18 protein-coding genes are annotated in these 16,237 nt (G+C 65.2%); 10 read left to right on the top strand and 8 right to left on the bottom strand.

The window, feature by feature from the left end; genetic code table 11:
* Positions 1 to 7 precede the first annotated feature (7 nt).
* Positions 8 to 1,153, top strand: coding sequence for a molecular chaperone DnaJ (dnaJ, locus tag HWX69_RS07310; RefSeq protein WP_178916420.1), 1,146 nt, complete (start codon positions 8 to 10; stop codon positions 1,151 to 1,153).
* On the opposite strand, the gene HWX69_RS07305 is transcribed toward dnaJ, so the two are convergent.
* Both HWX69_RS07305 and HWX69_RS07300 read right to left on the bottom strand, forming a co-directional pair.
* Positions 1,150 to 1,884 (bottom strand): hypothetical protein, encoded by a 735-nt coding sequence (locus tag HWX69_RS07305; protein WP_178916419.1) that lies wholly within the window; start codon positions 1,882 to 1,884, stop codon positions 1,150 to 1,152. The two genes, dnaJ and HWX69_RS07305, sit on opposite strands and share 4 nt — an antisense overlap.
* A gap of 58 nt (positions 1,885 to 1,942) precedes the next feature.
* Positions 1,943 to 2,773, bottom strand: a complete 831-nt coding sequence (locus HWX69_RS07300; RefSeq protein ID WP_178916418.1) for an aldo/keto reductase — start codon at positions 2,771 to 2,773, stop codon at positions 1,943 to 1,945.
* Between the two features lie 111 nt (positions 2,774 to 2,884).
* Between HWX69_RS07300 and HWX69_RS07295 the strand changes: the two genes are divergently transcribed.
* The 3 genes from HWX69_RS07295 (at position 2,885) to HWX69_RS07285 (ending at position 7,026) form a co-directional block, all read left to right on the top strand.
* Positions 2,885 to 4,066: an MFS transporter gene (locus HWX69_RS07295; protein WP_178916417.1), complete on the top strand. Its 1,182-nt coding sequence runs from the start codon at positions 2,885 to 2,887 to the stop codon at positions 4,064 to 4,066.
* A gap of 58 nt (positions 4,067 to 4,124) precedes the next feature.
* Positions 4,125 to 5,495 (top strand): geranylgeranyl reductase family protein, encoded by a 1,371-nt coding sequence (locus HWX69_RS07290; RefSeq protein WP_178916416.1) that lies wholly within the window; start codon positions 4,125 to 4,127, stop codon positions 5,493 to 5,495.
* Positions 5,496 to 5,586: 91 nt separating this feature from the next.
* Positions 5,587 to 7,026 (top strand): amidase, encoded by a 1,440-nt coding sequence (locus HWX69_RS07285; protein ID WP_178916415.1) that lies wholly within the window; start codon positions 5,587 to 5,589, stop codon positions 7,024 to 7,026.
* Positions 7,027 to 7,032: 6 nt separating this feature from the next.
* On the opposite strand, the gene HWX69_RS07280 is transcribed toward HWX69_RS07285, so the two are convergent.
* Genes HWX69_RS07280 through HWX69_RS07265 form a run of 4 tightly spaced genes read right to left on the bottom strand, consistent with a single transcriptional unit; the run spans position 7,033 to position 9,384 of the window.
* Entirely contained in the window at positions 7,033 to 7,368 is a 336-nt protein-coding gene (locus HWX69_RS07280; RefSeq protein WP_178916414.1) for a 2Fe-2S iron-sulfur cluster-binding protein, read from the bottom strand.
* Between the two features lie 56 nt (positions 7,369 to 7,424).
* Complete coding sequence (locus HWX69_RS07275) at positions 7,425 to 7,976, bottom strand: metallophosphoesterase family protein (RefSeq protein WP_178916413.1); 552 nt, start codon at positions 7,974 to 7,976, stop codon at positions 7,425 to 7,427.
* The gene (locus tag HWX69_RS07270) at positions 7,973 to 8,476 is read right to left on the bottom strand and encodes a DUF7122 family protein (protein WP_178916412.1); all 504 of its coding nucleotides are present in this window, start codon (positions 8,474 to 8,476) and stop codon (positions 7,973 to 7,975) included. The genes HWX69_RS07275 and HWX69_RS07270 overlap by 4 nt, the downstream gene beginning before the upstream one ends.
* Positions 8,473 to 9,384: an RsmB/NOP family class I SAM-dependent RNA methyltransferase gene (locus HWX69_RS07265; protein ID WP_178916411.1), complete on the bottom strand. Its 912-nt coding sequence runs from the start codon at positions 9,382 to 9,384 to the stop codon at positions 8,473 to 8,475. The genes HWX69_RS07270 and HWX69_RS07265 overlap by 4 nt, the downstream gene beginning before the upstream one ends.
* A gap of 100 nt (positions 9,385 to 9,484) precedes the next feature.
* Between HWX69_RS07265 and HWX69_RS07260 the strand changes: the two genes are divergently transcribed.
* Genes HWX69_RS07260 through HWX69_RS07245 form a run of 4 tightly spaced genes read left to right on the top strand, consistent with a single transcriptional unit; the run spans position 9,485 to position 12,405 of the window.
* Positions 9,485 to 10,225: a proteasome assembly chaperone family protein gene (locus HWX69_RS07260; RefSeq protein ID WP_178916410.1), complete on the top strand. Its 741-nt coding sequence runs from the start codon at positions 9,485 to 9,487 to the stop codon at positions 10,223 to 10,225.
* Positions 10,226 to 10,274: 49 nt separating this feature from the next.
* Positions 10,275 to 10,976 (top strand): hypothetical protein, encoded by a 702-nt coding sequence (locus tag HWX69_RS07255; RefSeq protein ID WP_178916409.1) that lies wholly within the window; start codon positions 10,275 to 10,277, stop codon positions 10,974 to 10,976.
* Positions 10,973 to 11,863 (top strand): hypothetical protein, encoded by an 891-nt coding sequence (locus HWX69_RS07250; protein WP_178916408.1) that lies wholly within the window; start codon positions 10,973 to 10,975, stop codon positions 11,861 to 11,863. Before HWX69_RS07255 ends, HWX69_RS07250 begins: the two co-directional genes overlap by 4 nt.
* Positions 11,864 to 11,907: 44 nt before the next feature.
* Complete coding sequence (locus HWX69_RS07245; RefSeq protein WP_178916407.1) at positions 11,908 to 12,405, top strand: LabA-like NYN domain-containing protein; 498 nt, start codon at positions 11,908 to 11,910, stop codon at positions 12,403 to 12,405.
* Between the two features lie 42 nt (positions 12,406 to 12,447).
* Here the strand turns inward: HWX69_RS07245 and HWX69_RS07240 are convergent, their stop codons facing one another.
* Both HWX69_RS07240 and HWX69_RS07235 read right to left on the bottom strand, forming a co-directional pair.
* On the bottom strand, positions 12,448 to 13,563 hold the full coding sequence (locus tag HWX69_RS07240; RefSeq protein WP_178916406.1) for a GNAT family N-acetyltransferase: 1,116 nt from the start codon (positions 13,561 to 13,563) through the stop codon (positions 12,448 to 12,450).
* 168 nt (positions 13,564 to 13,731) lie between these two features.
* Positions 13,732 to 14,622, bottom strand: a complete 891-nt coding sequence (locus HWX69_RS07235) for a coiled-coil protein (RefSeq protein ID WP_156708831.1) — start codon at positions 14,620 to 14,622, stop codon at positions 13,732 to 13,734.
* 317 nt (positions 14,623 to 14,939) lie between these two features.
* Between HWX69_RS07235 and HWX69_RS07230 the strand changes: the two genes are divergently transcribed.
* Both HWX69_RS07230 and HWX69_RS07225 read left to right on the top strand, forming a co-directional pair.
* A complete protein-coding gene (locus HWX69_RS07230; protein WP_178916405.1) occupies positions 14,940 to 15,356 on the top strand; it encodes a DUF371 domain-containing protein in 417 nt (138 codons plus the stop codon).
* A 60-nt stretch (positions 15,357 to 15,416) separates the two neighbouring features.
* A complete protein-coding gene (locus HWX69_RS07225) occupies positions 15,417 to 16,232 on the top strand; it encodes an endonuclease III domain-containing protein (RefSeq protein WP_178916404.1) in 816 nt (271 codons plus the stop codon).
* Positions 16,233 to 16,237 lie beyond the last annotated feature (5 nt).

The raw sequence follows: 16,237 nt of genomic DNA, 5'->3' as shown, positions 1-16,237 counted from the left end.
ACAACGAATGAGCGAGGACTTCTACTCGGTGCTGGGCGTCGACCGCGACGCCAGCGAAGACGAAATCAAGAGCGCATTCAGGGAGAAAGCCTCGGAGTACCATCCGGACGTATCGGACGACCCGAACGCCGAGGAGAAGTTCAAGAAGGCCAAGAAGGCAAAGGAGGTGCTGTTGGACGACGAGAAGCGCCAGATGTACGACCAGATGGGTCACGAGCGCTTCGAGCAGGCCGACAAGCGCGGCGCGACGGATTCGGGCGCCGGCGGCATGGGCGGTATGGGTGGCCCGTTCGGTGGCGGCGGTGGCGGAGCCGGCGGGATGAACGACATCTTCGAGCAGTTCTTCGGCGGTGGCGGCTCCCAGTCCGGCCCCCGACAGGGCGCCGACCTGAAGACCCGTCTCACCGTCGAACTGTCGGAGGCCTACGAGGGCGTCACGAAGCAACTCACCATCACGCGCCCGGAGACGTGTCCGGACTGTGACGGGGCGGGCCATCCGCCGGACGCCGACGCCCGCACCTGTTCGGCCTGTAACGGTCAGGGCCAGCGGACGACGGTCCGCCAGACCCCTCTCGGACGAGTCCAGCAGACACAGACCTGCCAGCAGTGCGACGGCGAGGGGACGATTTACTCCGAGACGTGTTCGACCTGTCGCGGCGAGGGGCAAATCCGAAACGAGGCGACTCTACAGGTCGAAGTCCCCGCGGGTATTCGGAGCGGCCAGACCCTCCGGATGGAGCGGGAGGGCGCACCCGGAGAGAACGGCGGGCCGAAGGGCGACCTGCTCGTCGAAATCGAAGTCGAGGAAGGCGAGGAGTTCGAACGCGACGGCGACGACCTCCGGTATCGACACCCCATCTCCTTCCCGCAGGCCGTCTTCGGCGACACCGTCGAGGTGCCGACGATGGACGGCACCGTCGAGATGGACGTTCCGGCCGGCACCCAGAGCGGCGAGACGTTCCGCCTGCGCGATAAGGGGATGCCGCGACTCCAGCGCCGTGGCCACGGCGACCTCTACGTGAAAGTGCAAATCGTCACGCCCGACAGCCTCAACGAGGAACAGCGGGAGGCACTGGAGGCCTTCGCAGAGGCTGGCGGCGAGGAGATAGACGTCGAACAGGGCTTCTTCGAGAAGTTGAAGAACTCCTTCTAGTCGTCGTCCGACCGCGGACGGACGAGGTCCGCGAGCGTGACCGTACAGCCGAGCAGCCACCCCAGCGGCGTGGCGATGCCGACCCACATCAACACGACGCCGATGCCTTCGAGGCTGTAGTTGTTCCGGAGGAACTCGTTGAGACCGCCGACGAACAGCACGTTGTCCAGCAGGTAGATGGCGAGTTCCTCGCTGCCTTCGAGGACGCCGCTCAACGAGGGGTCGTACAGCGCCGCGACGACCGGCGGCAGGAAGATGGCGTTCATCGCGAAGGGGTAGGCGAAGACGACGGTCGTCCCGCGGCCGCCGAGGCGGGTGAATCCGGCCGCCAAGCCCGCAGAGACGACGGCGACGACGCTGGCGGCGCCGACGGCGACGAAGCCGTCGAAGGAGAGTCGAACGCGGGCGAGTGCAGTCAGCAGTCCCCACAGTACCGCTGCGAGGACGACCACGCCGATGACGCCCAGTCGCGTCGTCGCGCTGTCGAATCGGCTGGCGTTGAACCGGGCGGCGAAGCCGACGAGCAACAGCGGGTACAGCAGGGCGACGATGGGGACTCCCAACGCCATCCACAGCCGGTATTTGATTTTGTCACCCTGCGTCCGGGGTTGCCACTTGCCGAGCACGCTGTGGACGGCGGTTCGCTGTCGCGGGAACACCAACTCCATCCACGTCTCGTGGAGCCGTACAACGTCAATCTTGATTCCCTCGACGAGACCGCCGTCTGACATACCCGCACCGTCCCGGCGCGATTAAAAATAGGTTCCGGCTATCGGGGCCGACCGAGGCCTACCAGCCGTCGGGGCCGAAGTCGGGGTCGATGAGTCGCCGTTGTTCGTCGATGTCGTCGATCCGCTCGATATCGGCCGCCGAGAGGTCGACGCCGAGCGACGACCAGTTGTCGCGGATGTGGCCCTCGCTGGTCGCTTTCGGAATCGCGGTGACGCCCTTCTCGCGGAGCCACGCGAGACTCACCGCCGCCTCGCTGACGCCGTGGTCGTCGGCGATGTCCGAGAGCACGTCGACGTCGAAGACGTCGCCTCTGGCCAGCGGCGAGTACGCGACGAGTTCGATGCCCGCATCCTCGCAGTACTCCCGCAGTTCTCGCTGCTGGAGCAGCGGGTGCATCTCGACCTGGTTGGCGAAGATGGGTGCGTCGATGGCCTCGCGGGCTACGTCGAGGTGTTCGGGTTCGAAGTTCGAGACGCCGATGCGCTCGATGGCGCCGGAGTCGTACAGTTCCTCGAAGGCCGACAGCGTCCCCTCGGGGTCGTAGGCGTCGGCCGGCCAGTGGACGTACAGCAAGTCGAGATAGTCGGTGCCGAGGCGGTCGAGGCTCGCCTCCGTCGAAGCGAGTACGTCGTCGTGGGCCAGTTGGTCTATCCACACTTTCGTCGCGAGGAAGACGTCCTCGCGGTCGACGGACGCGGCGTCGATGCCTGCACCGACGGCGTCTTCGTTGCCGTAGGCCTGTGCGGTGTCGACGTGTCGATAGCCGACCTCGAGGGCCGTTCGGACCGATTCGGTACACTGTTCGGGGTCGTCGTTCTGCCACGTGCCGAAGCCGAGTGCCGGCATGCCGCTGTGGTCGGGAACGCCGTTGCTCTCCTGTTGAGACATACCAGCGACTTCGAGGGTGTCGCCGAAAACCGTTGCGACACCGGCGAGGGTCCCCTCGAGTCAACGGCGGGAAACCGCAAGGGTGTTGTCGGCGGATACTGAAGCGCGTTCGTGGCCGTTCAGTACCGATACGTCGCTCTCGCGCTGTGTACGCTCGCGTTCACCGCGACGATGGTCGCACGGCTGGCTATCAGCCCGCTGGTGCCCGACATCACCGCCGATTTCACGGTCTCGAAGGGCGCCGTCGGCCTCGCTCTCTCTGGAATGTGGGCTGCCTACGCCCTCTCGCAGTTCCCGAGCGGCATCCTCGCCGACCGCTTCGGAGAGCGGGCCGTCATCCTCGCGGCCGTCGGTATCACCGCCGGAGCGAGCCTCCTACTGTCGCTGTCGCCGACGTTCGCCGTCTTCGCGTTGACCGTCGTCGCACTCGGCGCCGGGGCCGGACTCCATTACAGCGTCGCGACCTCGTTTCTCGCCCGCCACTTCGAGCAGGTCGGTCGGGCAATCGGCGTCCACGTCGCCGGCGGACCACTGGCCGGCCTCGCGACTCCCGTTGCCGCCGCGGCGGTCGGCGCCCGCTACGGCTGGCGGGTGGCGATGCTGCTCGGTGCCGCCGTCGCCGTCCCCGTCTTCGTGCTGTTTTACTGGCAGATACGGCGGACGCCGCCGGCCCGTCCCGACCTCAGGATGCGGTCGCGACTCGAAGTCGAACCCCTTCGGGAGTTGCTCTCACGGCCGGAGATACGGTACACGACGGTGATGGCCGTCGGCGGCGCCTTCTGCTGGCAGGCGACGGCATCGTTCCTGCCAGCGTTCCTCATCGAACACCACGGTCGGTCGGTCTCGATGGCCAGTATTCTGTTTTCGGTGTACTTCGTCGTTCACGGCGTCACTCAGCCGATTATGGGCGCGCTCTCGGACCGCGTGGGCCGGGACAGCACCGCCGCCATCGCCTTCGGGACCGGCGTCGTCGGCTACGGCACCCTCGTTGCCGTCCCCGACGGCCCGACCGTCTTCGCCGCCGTACCGCTGGTCGGCGTCGCGATGTCCTGGGGGGCACCCGTCCAATCCCGGTTCATCGACAACCTCGGCGAAACCGAACGCGCCGCCGGGTTCGGCCTCGTCCGGACCGTCTACATGTTGCTCGGCGCACTCGGGAGCGTCGTCGTCGGTGGCCTCGCCGATGTTACGGGGTGGACCGTCGCCTTCGGCCTGCTCGTCGCGATTTTGGCTGGCGAGTTCCTGCTCGCAGTCGGGCCGACCGTCCGAGGCCGACTCGCTCCGACGGTGTGAGCGTTCGACTGTCACCTGACGGCTAGGTTATTTATACGGGAGCGTGGAACGGCCCGGTATGCCTCCAGAGACGTACGACATCGCCGTCGTGGGGGGCGGAACTGCCGGCTGTTTCGCCGCCGCGACCGCCGCCCGGGACGGACTCGATGTCGCCCTCCTCGAACGGAAATCCGCGTCCGAGGGTGGCCACATCGCCTGTGGCGACGCCATCAAGGGCACCAGTACGTTCCCCGACGTCATCGACCTCGAGTACCTCCGCGAGGAGTCGTTCACCAACGAGAACATCCGACGCGCTCGCTTCGAGAACCCGAAGACCGGCGAGAACCTCGATATCGGCTTCGGTGACGCCAGTGGCGCGGTCGTCGACCGGAAGCGCTACGGCGAAATCCTGCTGGAGGAGGCCGACCGTGCCGGCGCGGACGTCCACTACGACACCGTCGTCCAGGATGTCGTCCAGAACGGTGCCGTCACTGGCGTGACCGCGACGACTCACGGGTCTGTCCGGGAGTTCGAGGCCGATATCGTCGTCGACGCCGCCGGGTCGCTGTCGCTGTTGCAGGACCGCGCTGACTTCGAGGGGACGACGTTCGACACCAACGTCAACTACCAGCAGTTCTGTTCGGCCTACCGCGAAATCGTCGAGGTGCCCGAGCCCGTCGAGTGGCACGACGCCATCGTGTTCAAGCCGGCGTCGGAACTCGGCTACCTCTGGTACTTCCCGCGGACACCCACCGAAATCAACGTCGGGTTGGGCTTCCAGATGAACAAGCCGCCGATGAAACTCGTCGAGGAACTGAAACGCGACCTGCGGAACCGCCCGGAGTTCGAGGGCGCGACGGTGAAGGACAAACTCGGTGCCGCCCTCCCCACCCGTCGCCCCTACGACTCGGCGGTCGCACCGGGCTACATCGCCGTCGGCGATGCGGCCGGCCACGTCAATCCCTGTACCGGCGGCGGCATCCCCGGCGCGGCGAAGGCCGGCGTGTGGGCCGCCGAGGTCGCCGCCGACGCCATCGCCGACGGCGACACCTCCGAGCGCGCCCTCTGGGAGTACAACCGCCGCGTCCAGACCGATTTCGGCAAGCGCTTCGCCGCGATGGACCTCTACAACATCTGGGGCGGCACCCACGACGTGGACGAACTCGTCGACATTATCAGCGCGATGCCCGGCCAACAGCTCGTCGACGCCCTCGGGGCGGATGGCACCACCTCGATGAGTTGGCCGCTCAAAATCCGCACCGCCCTCGAGACGTTCGGCCACTGGCGGACGCTGTTCAGGGTGAAGAAACTCAACGACCTCGCCGGCGAACTGAAGACCATCTACGAGGATTACCCGACCACCCCGGACGGCTTCGCCGACTGGCAATCGCGGCGGGACGACCTCATGGAGACCGTCTACGATGTGACCGGGGCCGAACCGAAATACTGACCACTCGCCGTGTTGGCGAGCGCCGCAGGCGCACACGACCCGTTCACTGACGGCACAACGCTTAGTTCGCCCCCGTGAGACGGACGGACACATGAGTCGCTACTTCGCGTCCGCAGTCGACATCGCCGAGGGCGTCAACTCGGGGGAGTCCGACCCCGTCGAAATCGTCGACCGCTTCGTCGACCGAATCGAGGAGCGCAACGACGTGACCAACGCCTACGTGAACGTCCTCGCCGACGACGCTCGCGAGCGTGCCCGTGAGGTGCGTGAACGTGTCGAAGACGGCGAGGACCTCCCGCTTGCCGGCGTCCCGCTGGCGATGAAGGACCTCTCGGAGACGAAAGCCGGCGTCCCGAACACGATGGGACTGAAACCGCTCGAAGACAACGTCGCCGAGGAGACGAGCGTCACCATCCGGCGGCTGGAGGCGGCCGGCGCCGTCGTCGTCGGGACGACGAACACGCCCGAACTCGGCCACACCGTCCGGACGGACAACATGCTACAGGGGCCGACGGGAACGCCGTTCGACCCCGAGCGCAACGCCGGTGGCTCCTCAGGGGGGTCCGCAGCGGCGCTTGCCGATGGCCTCTGTGCGCTGGCGACCGGCTCGGACGTGGGCGGCTCACTCCGAAATCCAGCGTCCTGCTGCGGTGTCGTCTCGGTAAAGCCGAGTCACGGCCTCGTCCCGCGTGGCAACCGGACGAACGGCTACCGTGGACACACCCCCGTCGGCGTGTTGGGACCGATGGCCCGCGACGTCGAGAGCCTCGCCGTGATGCTCGACGTGATAGCCGGACAGGACCGCATCGACCCCTTCAGCGTCCCGACGCCCGACGACTACCGCGAGGCCGTCGAGGCAGCGCCCGACGCGTCGGAACTCTCCATCGCCTACTCGCCGGACCTCGATATCTTCGCAGTCGACGACCGCGTCGAGGCGGCTATCGAATCGACGCTGTCGGACCTCGAATCCGCCGGTGGGACCGTCGAGGAGGTCACTCTCGATGCGCCGTCGAAGGGCGACCTCACCCACGCCTACAGCGTCGCCGTGACGACGTTCTTCGCCACCTCGGTCGCCGAAATCGACGAATCACTGGAGATGGACCTCCTGGGAGACCACGCCGACGAGGTGCCCGTCGAACTCCAGACGCTCGTCTCGATGGGAGAGAGCAACGACATCTCCGAGTACACTACGGTCGATTTCCCCCGGACCGACCTGTATCACGCCGTCGAAAACACCCTAGAGGGGTACGACGCCCTCGTGTGTCCGTCGCTCGCGACGCCGCCGCTGACCCACGACGAACCGATGCCGACCGAAATCGGCGGCGAGTCCACGAGCGGCATGCCCACCGACTGGACGCTGGCGTGGCCGTTCAACATGACCGGCCACCCGGTCGTGAACGTCCCCGCCGACACCGTCGAGGGACTCCCCGTCGGTATGCAGGTGGTCGGCGAACCCTACTCGGAGGCACGGCTCCTCGGCGTCGCGGCGGCCCTCGAAGAAGCGAGTCCGTGGAGTTATCCGGGCGTCTGAGTCGGGTCAGTCGTCTGCGGCGGCCGCGTCTCCGCCGTCGGCGTCAGCGGCGGCGTCCTCGATGCTCGGCGGGTACTTCCCGCGGTCGAGTTTCAAATCCGACAGCGGCCGTGCCATACACGTCAACGCGTACTCCTCGGCTTCCTCGTCGGTGAGGCCGCGAGCGGCGGGTTGGGTGACCTCACCCGCCTCGATTTTGGCCGAACACGCCAGACACATCCCGACACGGCAGGAGTACTCCTGTGCGATGCCCTCGTCGATGCACCGCTTCAGGATGGTCTCCTTGTCGGAGACGGTTATCTCCTCGCCCGTCCCGACGAACTCGACGGTGTAGTCGGTCATGCCCGCCCGTAGGGCGAAGTTCGTGAAAACTCTTTACCAAGACCCTCGCACATCCGTCAGCCACGCCGGCCGTCGGACGGCCGACGCTCCAGCCGCTCGCCCGAATCGAGATAGCCAACCAACTCCGAGACGGAAATCGGTTCGTATCCGAGGAGTTCGACGGAGACGTTCACGCGCTGGGCTGTCGAGTCGACGAACGGGTACGTTTCGGGGCGGATGTCGTGGTGGTGGCCGTGGACGACCCACCCCTCGTGGTCGGGGGGAGCCGCCTCGGGGTCGTGAACGCAGTAGAAACGATGGCCGCCGGCCTCGAACTCGACGGCCGACTGTGTGGTGACGGCGTAGCCGCGACGAACGCCGGCATCGTGGTCGCCGGCGACGAACGTGATGTCGCCGTTCAGGCGTCCGAGCCACCGCCGAACCGTCGTCGGTTCCGACGGTTCCGCGAAGTCGCCGACGAATATCACTTCGTCGTCGGACTCGACGACGCGGTTCCAGTTCTCCGCGAGCGTCCGGTTCATCTCGGCGACGGAGGCGAAGGGGCGGTCGGTGTAGGACAGCACCTCCTCGTCGTCGAAGTGGGTATCCGAGAGGAGATACCGGGTCACAGCTCTCGTTGTCTGCCCTTCGGCATCTGCGAGCGCAGTTCGTCGTACAGGTACAGGCCGACGCCGATGGGTTCGACGCCGCCCGCGATGTCGTGGGCGGCGATGAGATATCCCCAGTCGCCGTCCCACGCGGGGTCGGTGTCCTCCCCGCGGAGGAACGCCAAGGCGTCGTCTTCTTCGAGAACGACGACGTTCTTCGTCGCTTCGCGTCCGAATCGCTGGACGGCGTCGGTCGTCGGCTTCCAGTGTTCCTGACGTGTCCGCAGGAACGTCATTCCGAGACCCTCGACATCGGCGGGCGATTCGAGGTCCGAAGCGAACGCCCACACCTTCCCCGCGCCCTTCTCCCAGAACGTGTAGTTCTCGAACGTCTCCGGGTTGAGGCCGAACCGGTCGACCCACCAGTCGACAACTTCCTCGCGGGTCGCCCGACCCTCGTCGTCGCGTTCGGCAGCGGTCGCGGGCAGGCGGTTGAACACCTGTCCGTCGTTTTCGGTCATGGCCCCACCTCTAGTTTCGCACAGAAGAACCCGCCCGTGTCGTTGTGATGGGGGTAGATGCGCTTGGCTCGTCGCATCGACTCGTCGTAGGTGTCGCCGTCCCACTCGGTGATTCCGGAGGCGTGGTCGAGTTCGAGGTCGTACTCGACGAGTCGACACTCGTACTCCTCGAGGGCGTACTGAAGGACGGCCTCGTTTTCCTCGGGGGCGAACGTGCACGTCGAGTAGACGACGGTGCCGCCCTCGCGGGTAATTTCCAGCGACCGACCGAGGATGGCTTTCTGGACGCCCGCGATGCCTTCGATGTGGTCCAGCGACCAGTCATCGACGGCGTCGGGGTTCTTCCGAATGGTCCCTTCACACGAGCAGGGTACGTCGACGAGCGTCCGGTCGAACGGGTCGCCGGAGAACGGTTTCAGCGAGAAATTGCGGGCGTCGGCTCTGGTGACGACGAGATTCGAGACGCCACAGCGCTCGGCGTTCGACCGCAGCGCCGACAGGCGGCCGAGGTTGTTGTCGTTGCCGACGAGCAGGCCGCAGTCGTCCATCAGCGCCGCGAGTTGGGTCGTCTTGCTCCCCGGCGCCGCACAGCAATCGAGGACGCGCTCGCCCGGTTGGGGGTCGACCGCGAGCGCCGGCACCGCCGACACCTCCTCTTGGCCGTACACCCAGCCGTGGACGAACGGCCACGTGTTGCCCGGTTTCACATCGTCTGCGAGTCGAAAGAGGCCGTCGTGCCAGCCGACGCCCTCGTAGTCGATGCCCGCCTCCTCGAAGGCCCGGCGGACGCGGTCCGGCGTTGCCTTGATGTCGTTGACGCGGACGACCGACTGCAGCGGTCGCTCGCAGGCCGCGTGGAACGCCGCCGAATCGTCGACGAGCGAGTCGTATCTGGCGAGCGGGTCCATATCCGCCGTGAGACGCCCGCGGGTTTGTCGGTGTCGGTTCCGAGCCACCGCAGCGCTCCCGGCGGCCAGTATTAAGACGCCACCGGCCGTTCGCTACGGTATGGCACACGTTCAGGTCGAAGCCGAAGACATCGAGTTGGATTCGCCAACATTGGTCGAGGGGCTCCCGGGAGCCGGGCTCGTCGGGAAAATCGCCGCCGACCACCTCGTCGAGGAGTTCGAGATGACCTACTACGGCGCCCTCCACTGCGAGGGACTGCCGAAGGTGGCCGTCTACCGCGGCGAGAGCTCCGACGTCCGTCCGCCCGTCCGGCTGTACGCCGACGAGGAACGTGACCTCGTCGTCCTCCAGAGTGACGTACCCGTCTCGCCGACTCAATCCTCCGATTTCGCCGGCTGTGTCACGGGCTGGATAGACGAACACGACGTCCTCCCGCTGTATCTCAGCGGCCTCGGCGAGGAGAAAGACGGCGTCCCCGAGATGTACGGCGTCGCTACCGGCGACGCGGGCAGCATACTCGACGCGGAGGGCATCGTCCCACCGCGGGAAAGCGGCCTCGTCAGTGGTCCGACCGGCGCCTTGATTCACCGTGCCGGCGAAGTCGGCCTCGATGCCATCGGACTCATCGTCCAGACGGAACCGCAGTTCCCCGACCCCGAATCCGCCCGCGTCCTGCTGGAACACGGTATCGGCCCAATCGCCGACATCGATGTCGAAACCGACGCCCTACTGGAGCGCGCCGACGAGATACAGGAAGCCCGCAAACAACTCGCCGAGCGACTGCAGGATGCCGACCGCGACGAGAGCACGCAAGCCCAGTCGATTCGCGGGTTCCAGTAGCGGAACTGCGCCGGAACTATTATTGCCGGTCGTATGACAACCAACCACAATGTCATCGACACGAAACGACGTGTCGGCCGACCGGCCGCCCGCACCCTCCGTCGACGCCGTAAACCGACTGCGCCGTCGAATCGACGTCGTCCGGATACGCGAACACCTCCGGCGGACCGAGGCGGCGCTCCGAGATGCCGACCACGACCACCTTACGCCCACCCAGCGCCGCCGTCGACAGCGACATCTCGACCGACTGGCGGCGTACCGACGCCGCGGCGAGTTCCCGACGAACCGAACAGAGACCGAACGGACGCCGCTGTTCGTCGGCGCCGACGGTACGCCCTGTGCCGTGGCACACCTCATGCTCGAAGCCGGCCGTGAGGACCTCGTCGATTCGGTGCAAGTGGCCGACCCGACGGTCCGAATCGAGGATCTCCCCGACGGACACCCGGTCGTCGAGTGGCTCGAAGCGAACGGCCTGACGAAAGCCGAAGCCGCACGCATCCAACCCACGTATCCCGAGGGCGTCCAGTTCGCGACGACCTGCGGCCCGGTTCCCTGCTGGCTCGCGGGTGCCTTCGTCGCCCTCGTCGGGGCGGCCGTCTTCGCCGCCTCCGAGTACGTCGGCTACCGCCTCGCAAGCGAGGCCTTCCCCGACAACGCGCTCAAACGGAAGGGCGTCCTCGGCTACGTGACGGTGCTGAACCTCTTTCTGGTACCGCTGCTCGCGTTGGTGCTGTTCGCGCTGTTCCCATGACGAGGCCGCGAAAGCGGCTGCTGGCGTACGCTGCAGCCCTGACATTCGCGGTCGGAGTCGTCGGCGGTATCGTCGCGTCGATGACGGTGTTCGTGCCAATCGATGAGTCGGCATCGCTCATCGAAGCGCGAGTCGGGTCGGCGCTGGTGAAGGTGTTGCTCCTCGCGGCGACGCTGTTGTACGTCGCCGCTCCGTTCGCAATCGCGGAGGTTCGGATTCGCGAAAGCGGGAACCGTGTGTACCATATCGCTGCCGCCGTCACGGGAATCGTTGTGACGACGCCCGTTGTGTTGGTAATCCTACTGGCCCTCGAATCATTCATTTTCGGAATCGTCAGTCCCGTATTACTCCTCGGGGTCGTTGCGGGAATCACAGCCGTTTCCGTGGGGATTGTACTCTCCTATCGTTTCTACACGGGAAGCAACGAAACGTCGCCGTTCGTCCGGTTAGTCGCGCTCAACCTCGTCTTGGCCACCGTTTTCGTCGTTGGGTTCCTCGGTGTCACTCCCTTCGGAGCGGTCTTCGCTGACGAGTACACCGAACAGCGGAGTGGGGGAGGTCCGAACGCGGAGTTCGTCGCCGAAGAGCGATCGGCCGACGGGAACACGAGCGTCCTCACGCTCACCCACGACGGCGGCGACCCCATCTTCCCCGAGAACCTCGGAGTCCGAGGTGAGGGCTTCGCCACGGTCGACGGCGTCGACCAGACCGAACCGGGACCGTGGCAGGGGTCGGTCAGCGGCGAGCGACCGCGGCGCGGTGGTGCGGCGGTCGTCTCGGGCGATTCAATCGAGATAGGTGTAACAGGCGACTGTGATGTGAGTCTCGTTTACTTCGGAAACGAACACGCGTACACTATCACGTATTACGACTGCACCGAGTCCTGAGGACCGATACGAAAACCTATCCGGCAGGCCGAACGATTCCCGGTATGCCGCCGATTCACGACAGCCAGCGGGTCGCGGTCATCGCCGACTCCCAGAACCTCTATCACACCGCCCACAGCCTCTACTCTCGAAACATCGATTACACCGAACTGCTCGACGCCGCCGTCGACGACCGGGAACTCGTCCGCGCCATCGCCTACGTCATCCGCGCCGATTCGCCGAGCGAAGAGGAGTTCTTCGACGCGCTCCTCGACATCGGCTTCGAGACGAAAATCAAGGACATCAAGACCTTCGCCGACGGTTCGAAGAAGGCCAACTGGGATTTGGGGATGTGTCTCGATTCGGTGACGCTCGCCCCGAAAGTCGACGTGGTCGTGCTGTGTAGCGGCGACGGCGACTTCGCGCGGCTGTGTACCCACCTGCGCCACGAGGGCGTCCGCACCGAGGTGTTCGGCTTCGGCTCCTCGACGGCCGAAGAGCTTCGGGAGGCCGCCGACTCCTTCGTCGACATGAGCGAAGACGAAGAGCGGTTCCTGTTGTAAGCCGGAGCGGCCCGACACGAACCGTCACGGCCGATTCGGTGACTACTCGCTATCAGCCGTATCGACCTGCGAGCGTCGGTACCACGAACGCCCGGCGTCGTAGGTGTGCCACACGAGCGGGAGCGTCCCGCGCTCCCAACGGAGCGACGGCAGCGGCGACGCGCCGTACTTCGATTTGAACTTGAACACCGAATCGGAAAAGTGGGGGTTCGTCGGACCGAAGGAGTATCGCTCGTATCCGCGCTCGATGCCCCAGCGGATTCCCCGTCTGTGTAGCAGTTCCGAGGGATAGTACTCGAAGTTCGAACTGTCACCGATCGCCGACAGCCAGTGGTGAAGCACTCCGCTCTCGTCGTCGAGGAGGAACACGTACCGCCCCACTTCCTCGCCGTCGACGGTGGCTTTGAACAGCCGAACCCGGCTCGGAATCCGGTCGGTGAGCGCTTCGAGGAAGGCCTTCGGCAGAACCGTCCCGCCGACTCGCTCCATGTTGGAAACGTATCTCTCGTAGGTACCGTCGAGGTCCTCACCGAGCGGGTGTATCTCCACCTCGTAGTCCTGTTCGGTCGCTCGACGGATTTCCCGACGCCGCGTTGCGTCCATTCCTTCGAGAACCGTCTCCCAGTCGTCTCGGAGGTCGAGGACGGGCAGACACCGTGTGAGCCGCAGCGAGTAGCCCAGCGATTCGAGGTACCGGCCGTATCCGACCGCATCCATATCGAAGGTGTGGACGCGGTGAAAGAGCGTACTCGTCCCGTTCGTCAGGAGCGCGGAGTCGAACAGCCCGTCGAGAATCACGCTCGGGTCGCCAGTTAGAATCGGCCCGCCGTATCCGGGTGGTGGCGGTTCGACGACCTCGAGCGGGAGCGCCGCTGCGAGTTTCGTTCCGATATCTGTCGGCAACGGTACGTCGGTGACGAAGTTCGGCAGGAAGCCGACGGGGTTTCCGCCTTTCGTCATCAGCGTGTGCCGCGGCTCGTGGTCGAACGACTCCTCGACGGCAGCCAGCCACTCGTGGCGATGAAACAGGGTACCGCCAGCCGACTGACACACCAAGTTGTTCAACTGCCCCTCATTCACCTCGTGGATACTGGGGAGGACGGTCGATTCGAACGCGTTCGTCGACGTGCCGGTGTCGGTCTCGGAGAGCAGTCCCATGGGTCAACGCTGCTAGTACGTCCCGCGGGCCGTCGGATGACCGTTATTACCACTTCGTTCTAGATGCCATCTCCACGGCGTTTTCGGGCGGCAGCGTCGCTCACCATCGGTGGACGTGTCACGAGAGAACAGCAAAACAGCGGAACGTACGGCGTTAGATAGCGTCGATTACAGTTTGCCGGCCTTCTGCAGCTTCATCAGGTCCTCGGTGTCGAGGGTTTCGCCTTCCTTGAATTTCTGGTAGATTTCCTCGGCTTCCTCCTTTGCGGCTTCGCGCTTCTCCTCGCGTTCGCCCTTGCGCTCCTGTTCTTCTTCCTTGTCGAGTTCGCGCAGGCGCTTCTGGACGCGGACGAAGTCCTCGTGGTGGCGGTCGGCCGCCTCTTGGGCGTCGACGAACTTCTCGTGCCACTCGTCGGCCTCGTCGCGGATGTCGTCGGCCTCCCGATAGGCCTCGATCATCTGGTTGTGGTGTTCCTGGGCCTTGTCGGCGAGTTCGGTGACCTTCTGGTGGTGGTTGGAGGCTTCCGCACGGACCTCTTGGGCCTCCTCTTTGAGCTCTTCGAGTTCGCCGTCCTGGTTCAGTTTCCCTTTCCGGTCGGCGAGTTTCTCGCGTTTCTCCTCGATTTTCTCGATGAGTTCGCGCTCGTCCTCCGTCGAGAGCACCTCGGTCTGCTGTTTGAACTCCAGCTCCTCGATTTCCTCTTTGAGCTGGTCGACGCTCTTGCCCTCGTTGAGTTCGAGGTCGTCTTTCAGGTCGTCGACCTTGTCGAAGAGCTCGTTGGCCTTCGCGTTGAGTTCGTTGCGTTTCTCTTTGTGCTCTTGGACCTGCTCGTTGAGCTCGTCGCGCTTCTCGCGGTGCTGTTGGGCCTCGTCGACCTTCTCGCGAGTTTTCGCGTTGAGTTCGTCGCGCTTGGAGGCGCGCTCGGAGGCCATCTGATTGAGCTCGTTTCGCCGGTCGCGAAGCTGGCCGGCGCGTTTGATGAGTTGACCTTTAGAATCGTTTTCGAGGTCGTCGTCTGTCAGTTCTACGTTCTGGGATTCGTCGATTGACTCTACCATGGTTATCGTTCTACTCCATTACCGCTCCGGCTGCGGACAGCTAACGCTCGGAGAGCCGCTGTCGCCGTACAAGGAATCGTACCTATCATTCTGGTCGGCTGACGATGCTGCCGAACGCCGGATGCGTTCTGGTGTCTGTTACTACTGTGTTTCTCTATTTAAGAATTACGGAGGTCGAGACACGTGAAAACGGCTACCACACGCCCGAAGGTACCGCGTTAGCCGTTCACACACGTTTTCGCGAGTATATAAAATAGGACAGTGCGCCCGAGGAGCGAACGGACGCCCTGAAGTACCGGCCTCGTTTTCTCACGTGTATGGAACAACGCGTGCACGCGAGTGGCCACGAGCACGTCAGCGCCGAACACACGAGCACGTTCGAGTTGACGAGCGACGACTGGCTCACGCCCGCCGGCGACTGCATCCTCGGAATCGAATCCGACACCGTCCCCGCCGAGTTCGACGACGCGTTCGTCGAGGCCTGTCGGTCCCACGACGCGACAATCACGGTCACCCTCCGAGCAGACGGCCACGAACACGTCATCGAGGGACGGGGCCACCCCGAGCTCACCTTCGAGAACGACCGCAATTTAGTCGGTCGAACCAGCGACTACGTCGACGACCGGACCATCGTCGTCGACTGTGACGCCGCCGCGGCGGACCTCGACCGCGACCTCGTCGAGGCACTCGCCGCAGGCGCCGACCTCGAATGTATCCTCTCGGTAGACGCCTGAACCGCAGACCCATTCGCCGCCTCGGCTAGGGTTTTGAGAGATGACGCCGTAGCCGACGACATGGACGACGAACCCGCCGAGAACATCTCCGGCGGCGACTCCGGTGGCGGCACGGTATCGGAGTTCGACCCCACGAATGCCGACACTCGCGCCGAAGGCGTCGTCGACCGACTCGGCGAGTTGTACTGGCAGAAGACCTACGGCGGACAGGACGCCTTCGAGTGTCTCGTCCGCACCGTGTTGAGCCAGAACACCTCCGACAAGGCGAGCCAACCGGCACACGACGCGCTGATGGAACGGTACGGCAGCGACAACCCCGGCGACCTAGCGGTGGCTCTCGCCGACGCCGCCCAGGACGAACTCGCCGAGACCATCTCCGCTGCGGGACTGTACAACCAGAAATCGGAGACGCTCATCCGACTCGCCGAGCGCATCGTCGCCGAGTACGGGGGCGAAGACGGCTTCGACGAGTTCGTGAAGGACGAAGACCCCCCAGAAGTCAGGAGCGCCCTGCTGGAGATGAAGGGCGTCGGGCCGAAGACAGCCGACTGCGTGTTGCTGTTTTCGGGGGGTCGCGGCGGTGTATTTCCGGTCGACACCCACGTTCACCGCATCGCCCGACGGATGGGACTGGCACCCGCCGACGCCGACCACGAGGGTGTCCGCGAACACCTCGAACGCGACGTTCCCGCCGACAAGTGCGGCTTCGGCCACACTGCGATGATACAGTTCGGCCGTGAGTACTGCTCGGCGCGCAAGCCGGCGTGTTTGGAGGACCCCGACGCCTGCCCGCTGGCCGACGACTGCGAGCAGGTCGGCGTCTACCCGGAGACGGGCGAGGTGGTCGACCCGAGCGAGGCCCCCGAGGCCAAGTAGCGGGA

This window comes from Natronomonas gomsonensis (genome assembly GCF_013391635.1).
In the GTDB taxonomy this organism is placed as follows: Archaea; Halobacteriota; Halobacteria; order Halobacteriales; family Haloarculaceae; genus Natronomonas; species Natronomonas gomsonensis_A.
This window is presented reverse-complemented; position numbering and strand designations above follow the sequence as displayed.

What these genes read in the sequence shown, in the direction of transcription:
- dnaJ (WP_178916420.1), top strand. Translation starts at nt 8, where the DNA reads ATGAGCGAGGACTTCTACTCGGTGCTGGGCGTCGACCGCGACGCCAGC.
- HWX69_RS07305 (WP_178916419.1), bottom strand. Translation starts at nt 1,884, where the DNA reads ATGTCAGACGGCGGTCTCGTCGAGGGAATCAAGATTGACGTTGTACGG.
- HWX69_RS07300 (WP_178916418.1), bottom strand. Translation starts at nt 2,773, where the DNA reads ATGTCTCAACAGGAGAGCAACGGCGTTCCCGACCACAGCGGCATGCCG.
- HWX69_RS07290 (WP_178916416.1), top strand. Translation starts at nt 4,125, where the DNA reads ATGCCTCCAGAGACGTACGACATCGCCGTCGTGGGGGGCGGAACTGCC.
- HWX69_RS07285 (WP_178916415.1), top strand. Translation starts at nt 5,587, where the DNA reads ATGAGTCGCTACTTCGCGTCCGCAGTCGACATCGCCGAGGGCGTCAAC.
- HWX69_RS07280 (WP_178916414.1), bottom strand. Translation starts at nt 7,368, where the DNA reads ATGACCGACTACACCGTCGAGTTCGTCGGGACGGGCGAGGAGATAACC.
- HWX69_RS07270 (WP_178916412.1), bottom strand. Translation starts at nt 8,476, where the DNA reads ATGACCGAAAACGACGGACAGGTGTTCAACCGCCTGCCCGCGACCGCT.
- HWX69_RS07265 (WP_178916411.1), bottom strand. Translation starts at nt 9,384, where the DNA reads ATGGACCCGCTCGCCAGATACGACTCGCTCGTCGACGATTCGGCGGCG.
- HWX69_RS07260 (WP_178916410.1), top strand. Translation starts at nt 9,485, where the DNA reads ATGGCACACGTTCAGGTCGAAGCCGAAGACATCGAGTTGGATTCGCCA.
- HWX69_RS07255 (WP_178916409.1), top strand. Translation starts at nt 10,275, where the DNA reads ATGTCATCGACACGAAACGACGTGTCGGCCGACCGGCCGCCCGCACCC.
- HWX69_RS07250 (WP_178916408.1), top strand. Translation starts at nt 10,973, where the DNA reads ATGACGAGGCCGCGAAAGCGGCTGCTGGCGTACGCTGCAGCCCTGACA.
- HWX69_RS07245 (WP_178916407.1), top strand. Translation starts at nt 11,908, where the DNA reads ATGCCGCCGATTCACGACAGCCAGCGGGTCGCGGTCATCGCCGACTCC.
- HWX69_RS07240 (WP_178916406.1), bottom strand. Translation starts at nt 13,563, where the DNA reads ATGGGACTGCTCTCCGAGACCGACACCGGCACGTCGACGAACGCGTTC.
- HWX69_RS07235 (WP_156708831.1), bottom strand. Translation starts at nt 14,622, where the DNA reads ATGGTAGAGTCAATCGACGAATCCCAGAACGTAGAACTGACAGACGAC.
- HWX69_RS07230 (WP_178916405.1), top strand. Translation starts at nt 14,940, where the DNA reads ATGGAACAACGCGTGCACGCGAGTGGCCACGAGCACGTCAGCGCCGAA.
- HWX69_RS07225 (WP_178916404.1), top strand. Translation starts at nt 15,417, where the DNA reads ATGGACGACGAACCCGCCGAGAACATCTCCGGCGGCGACTCCGGTGGC.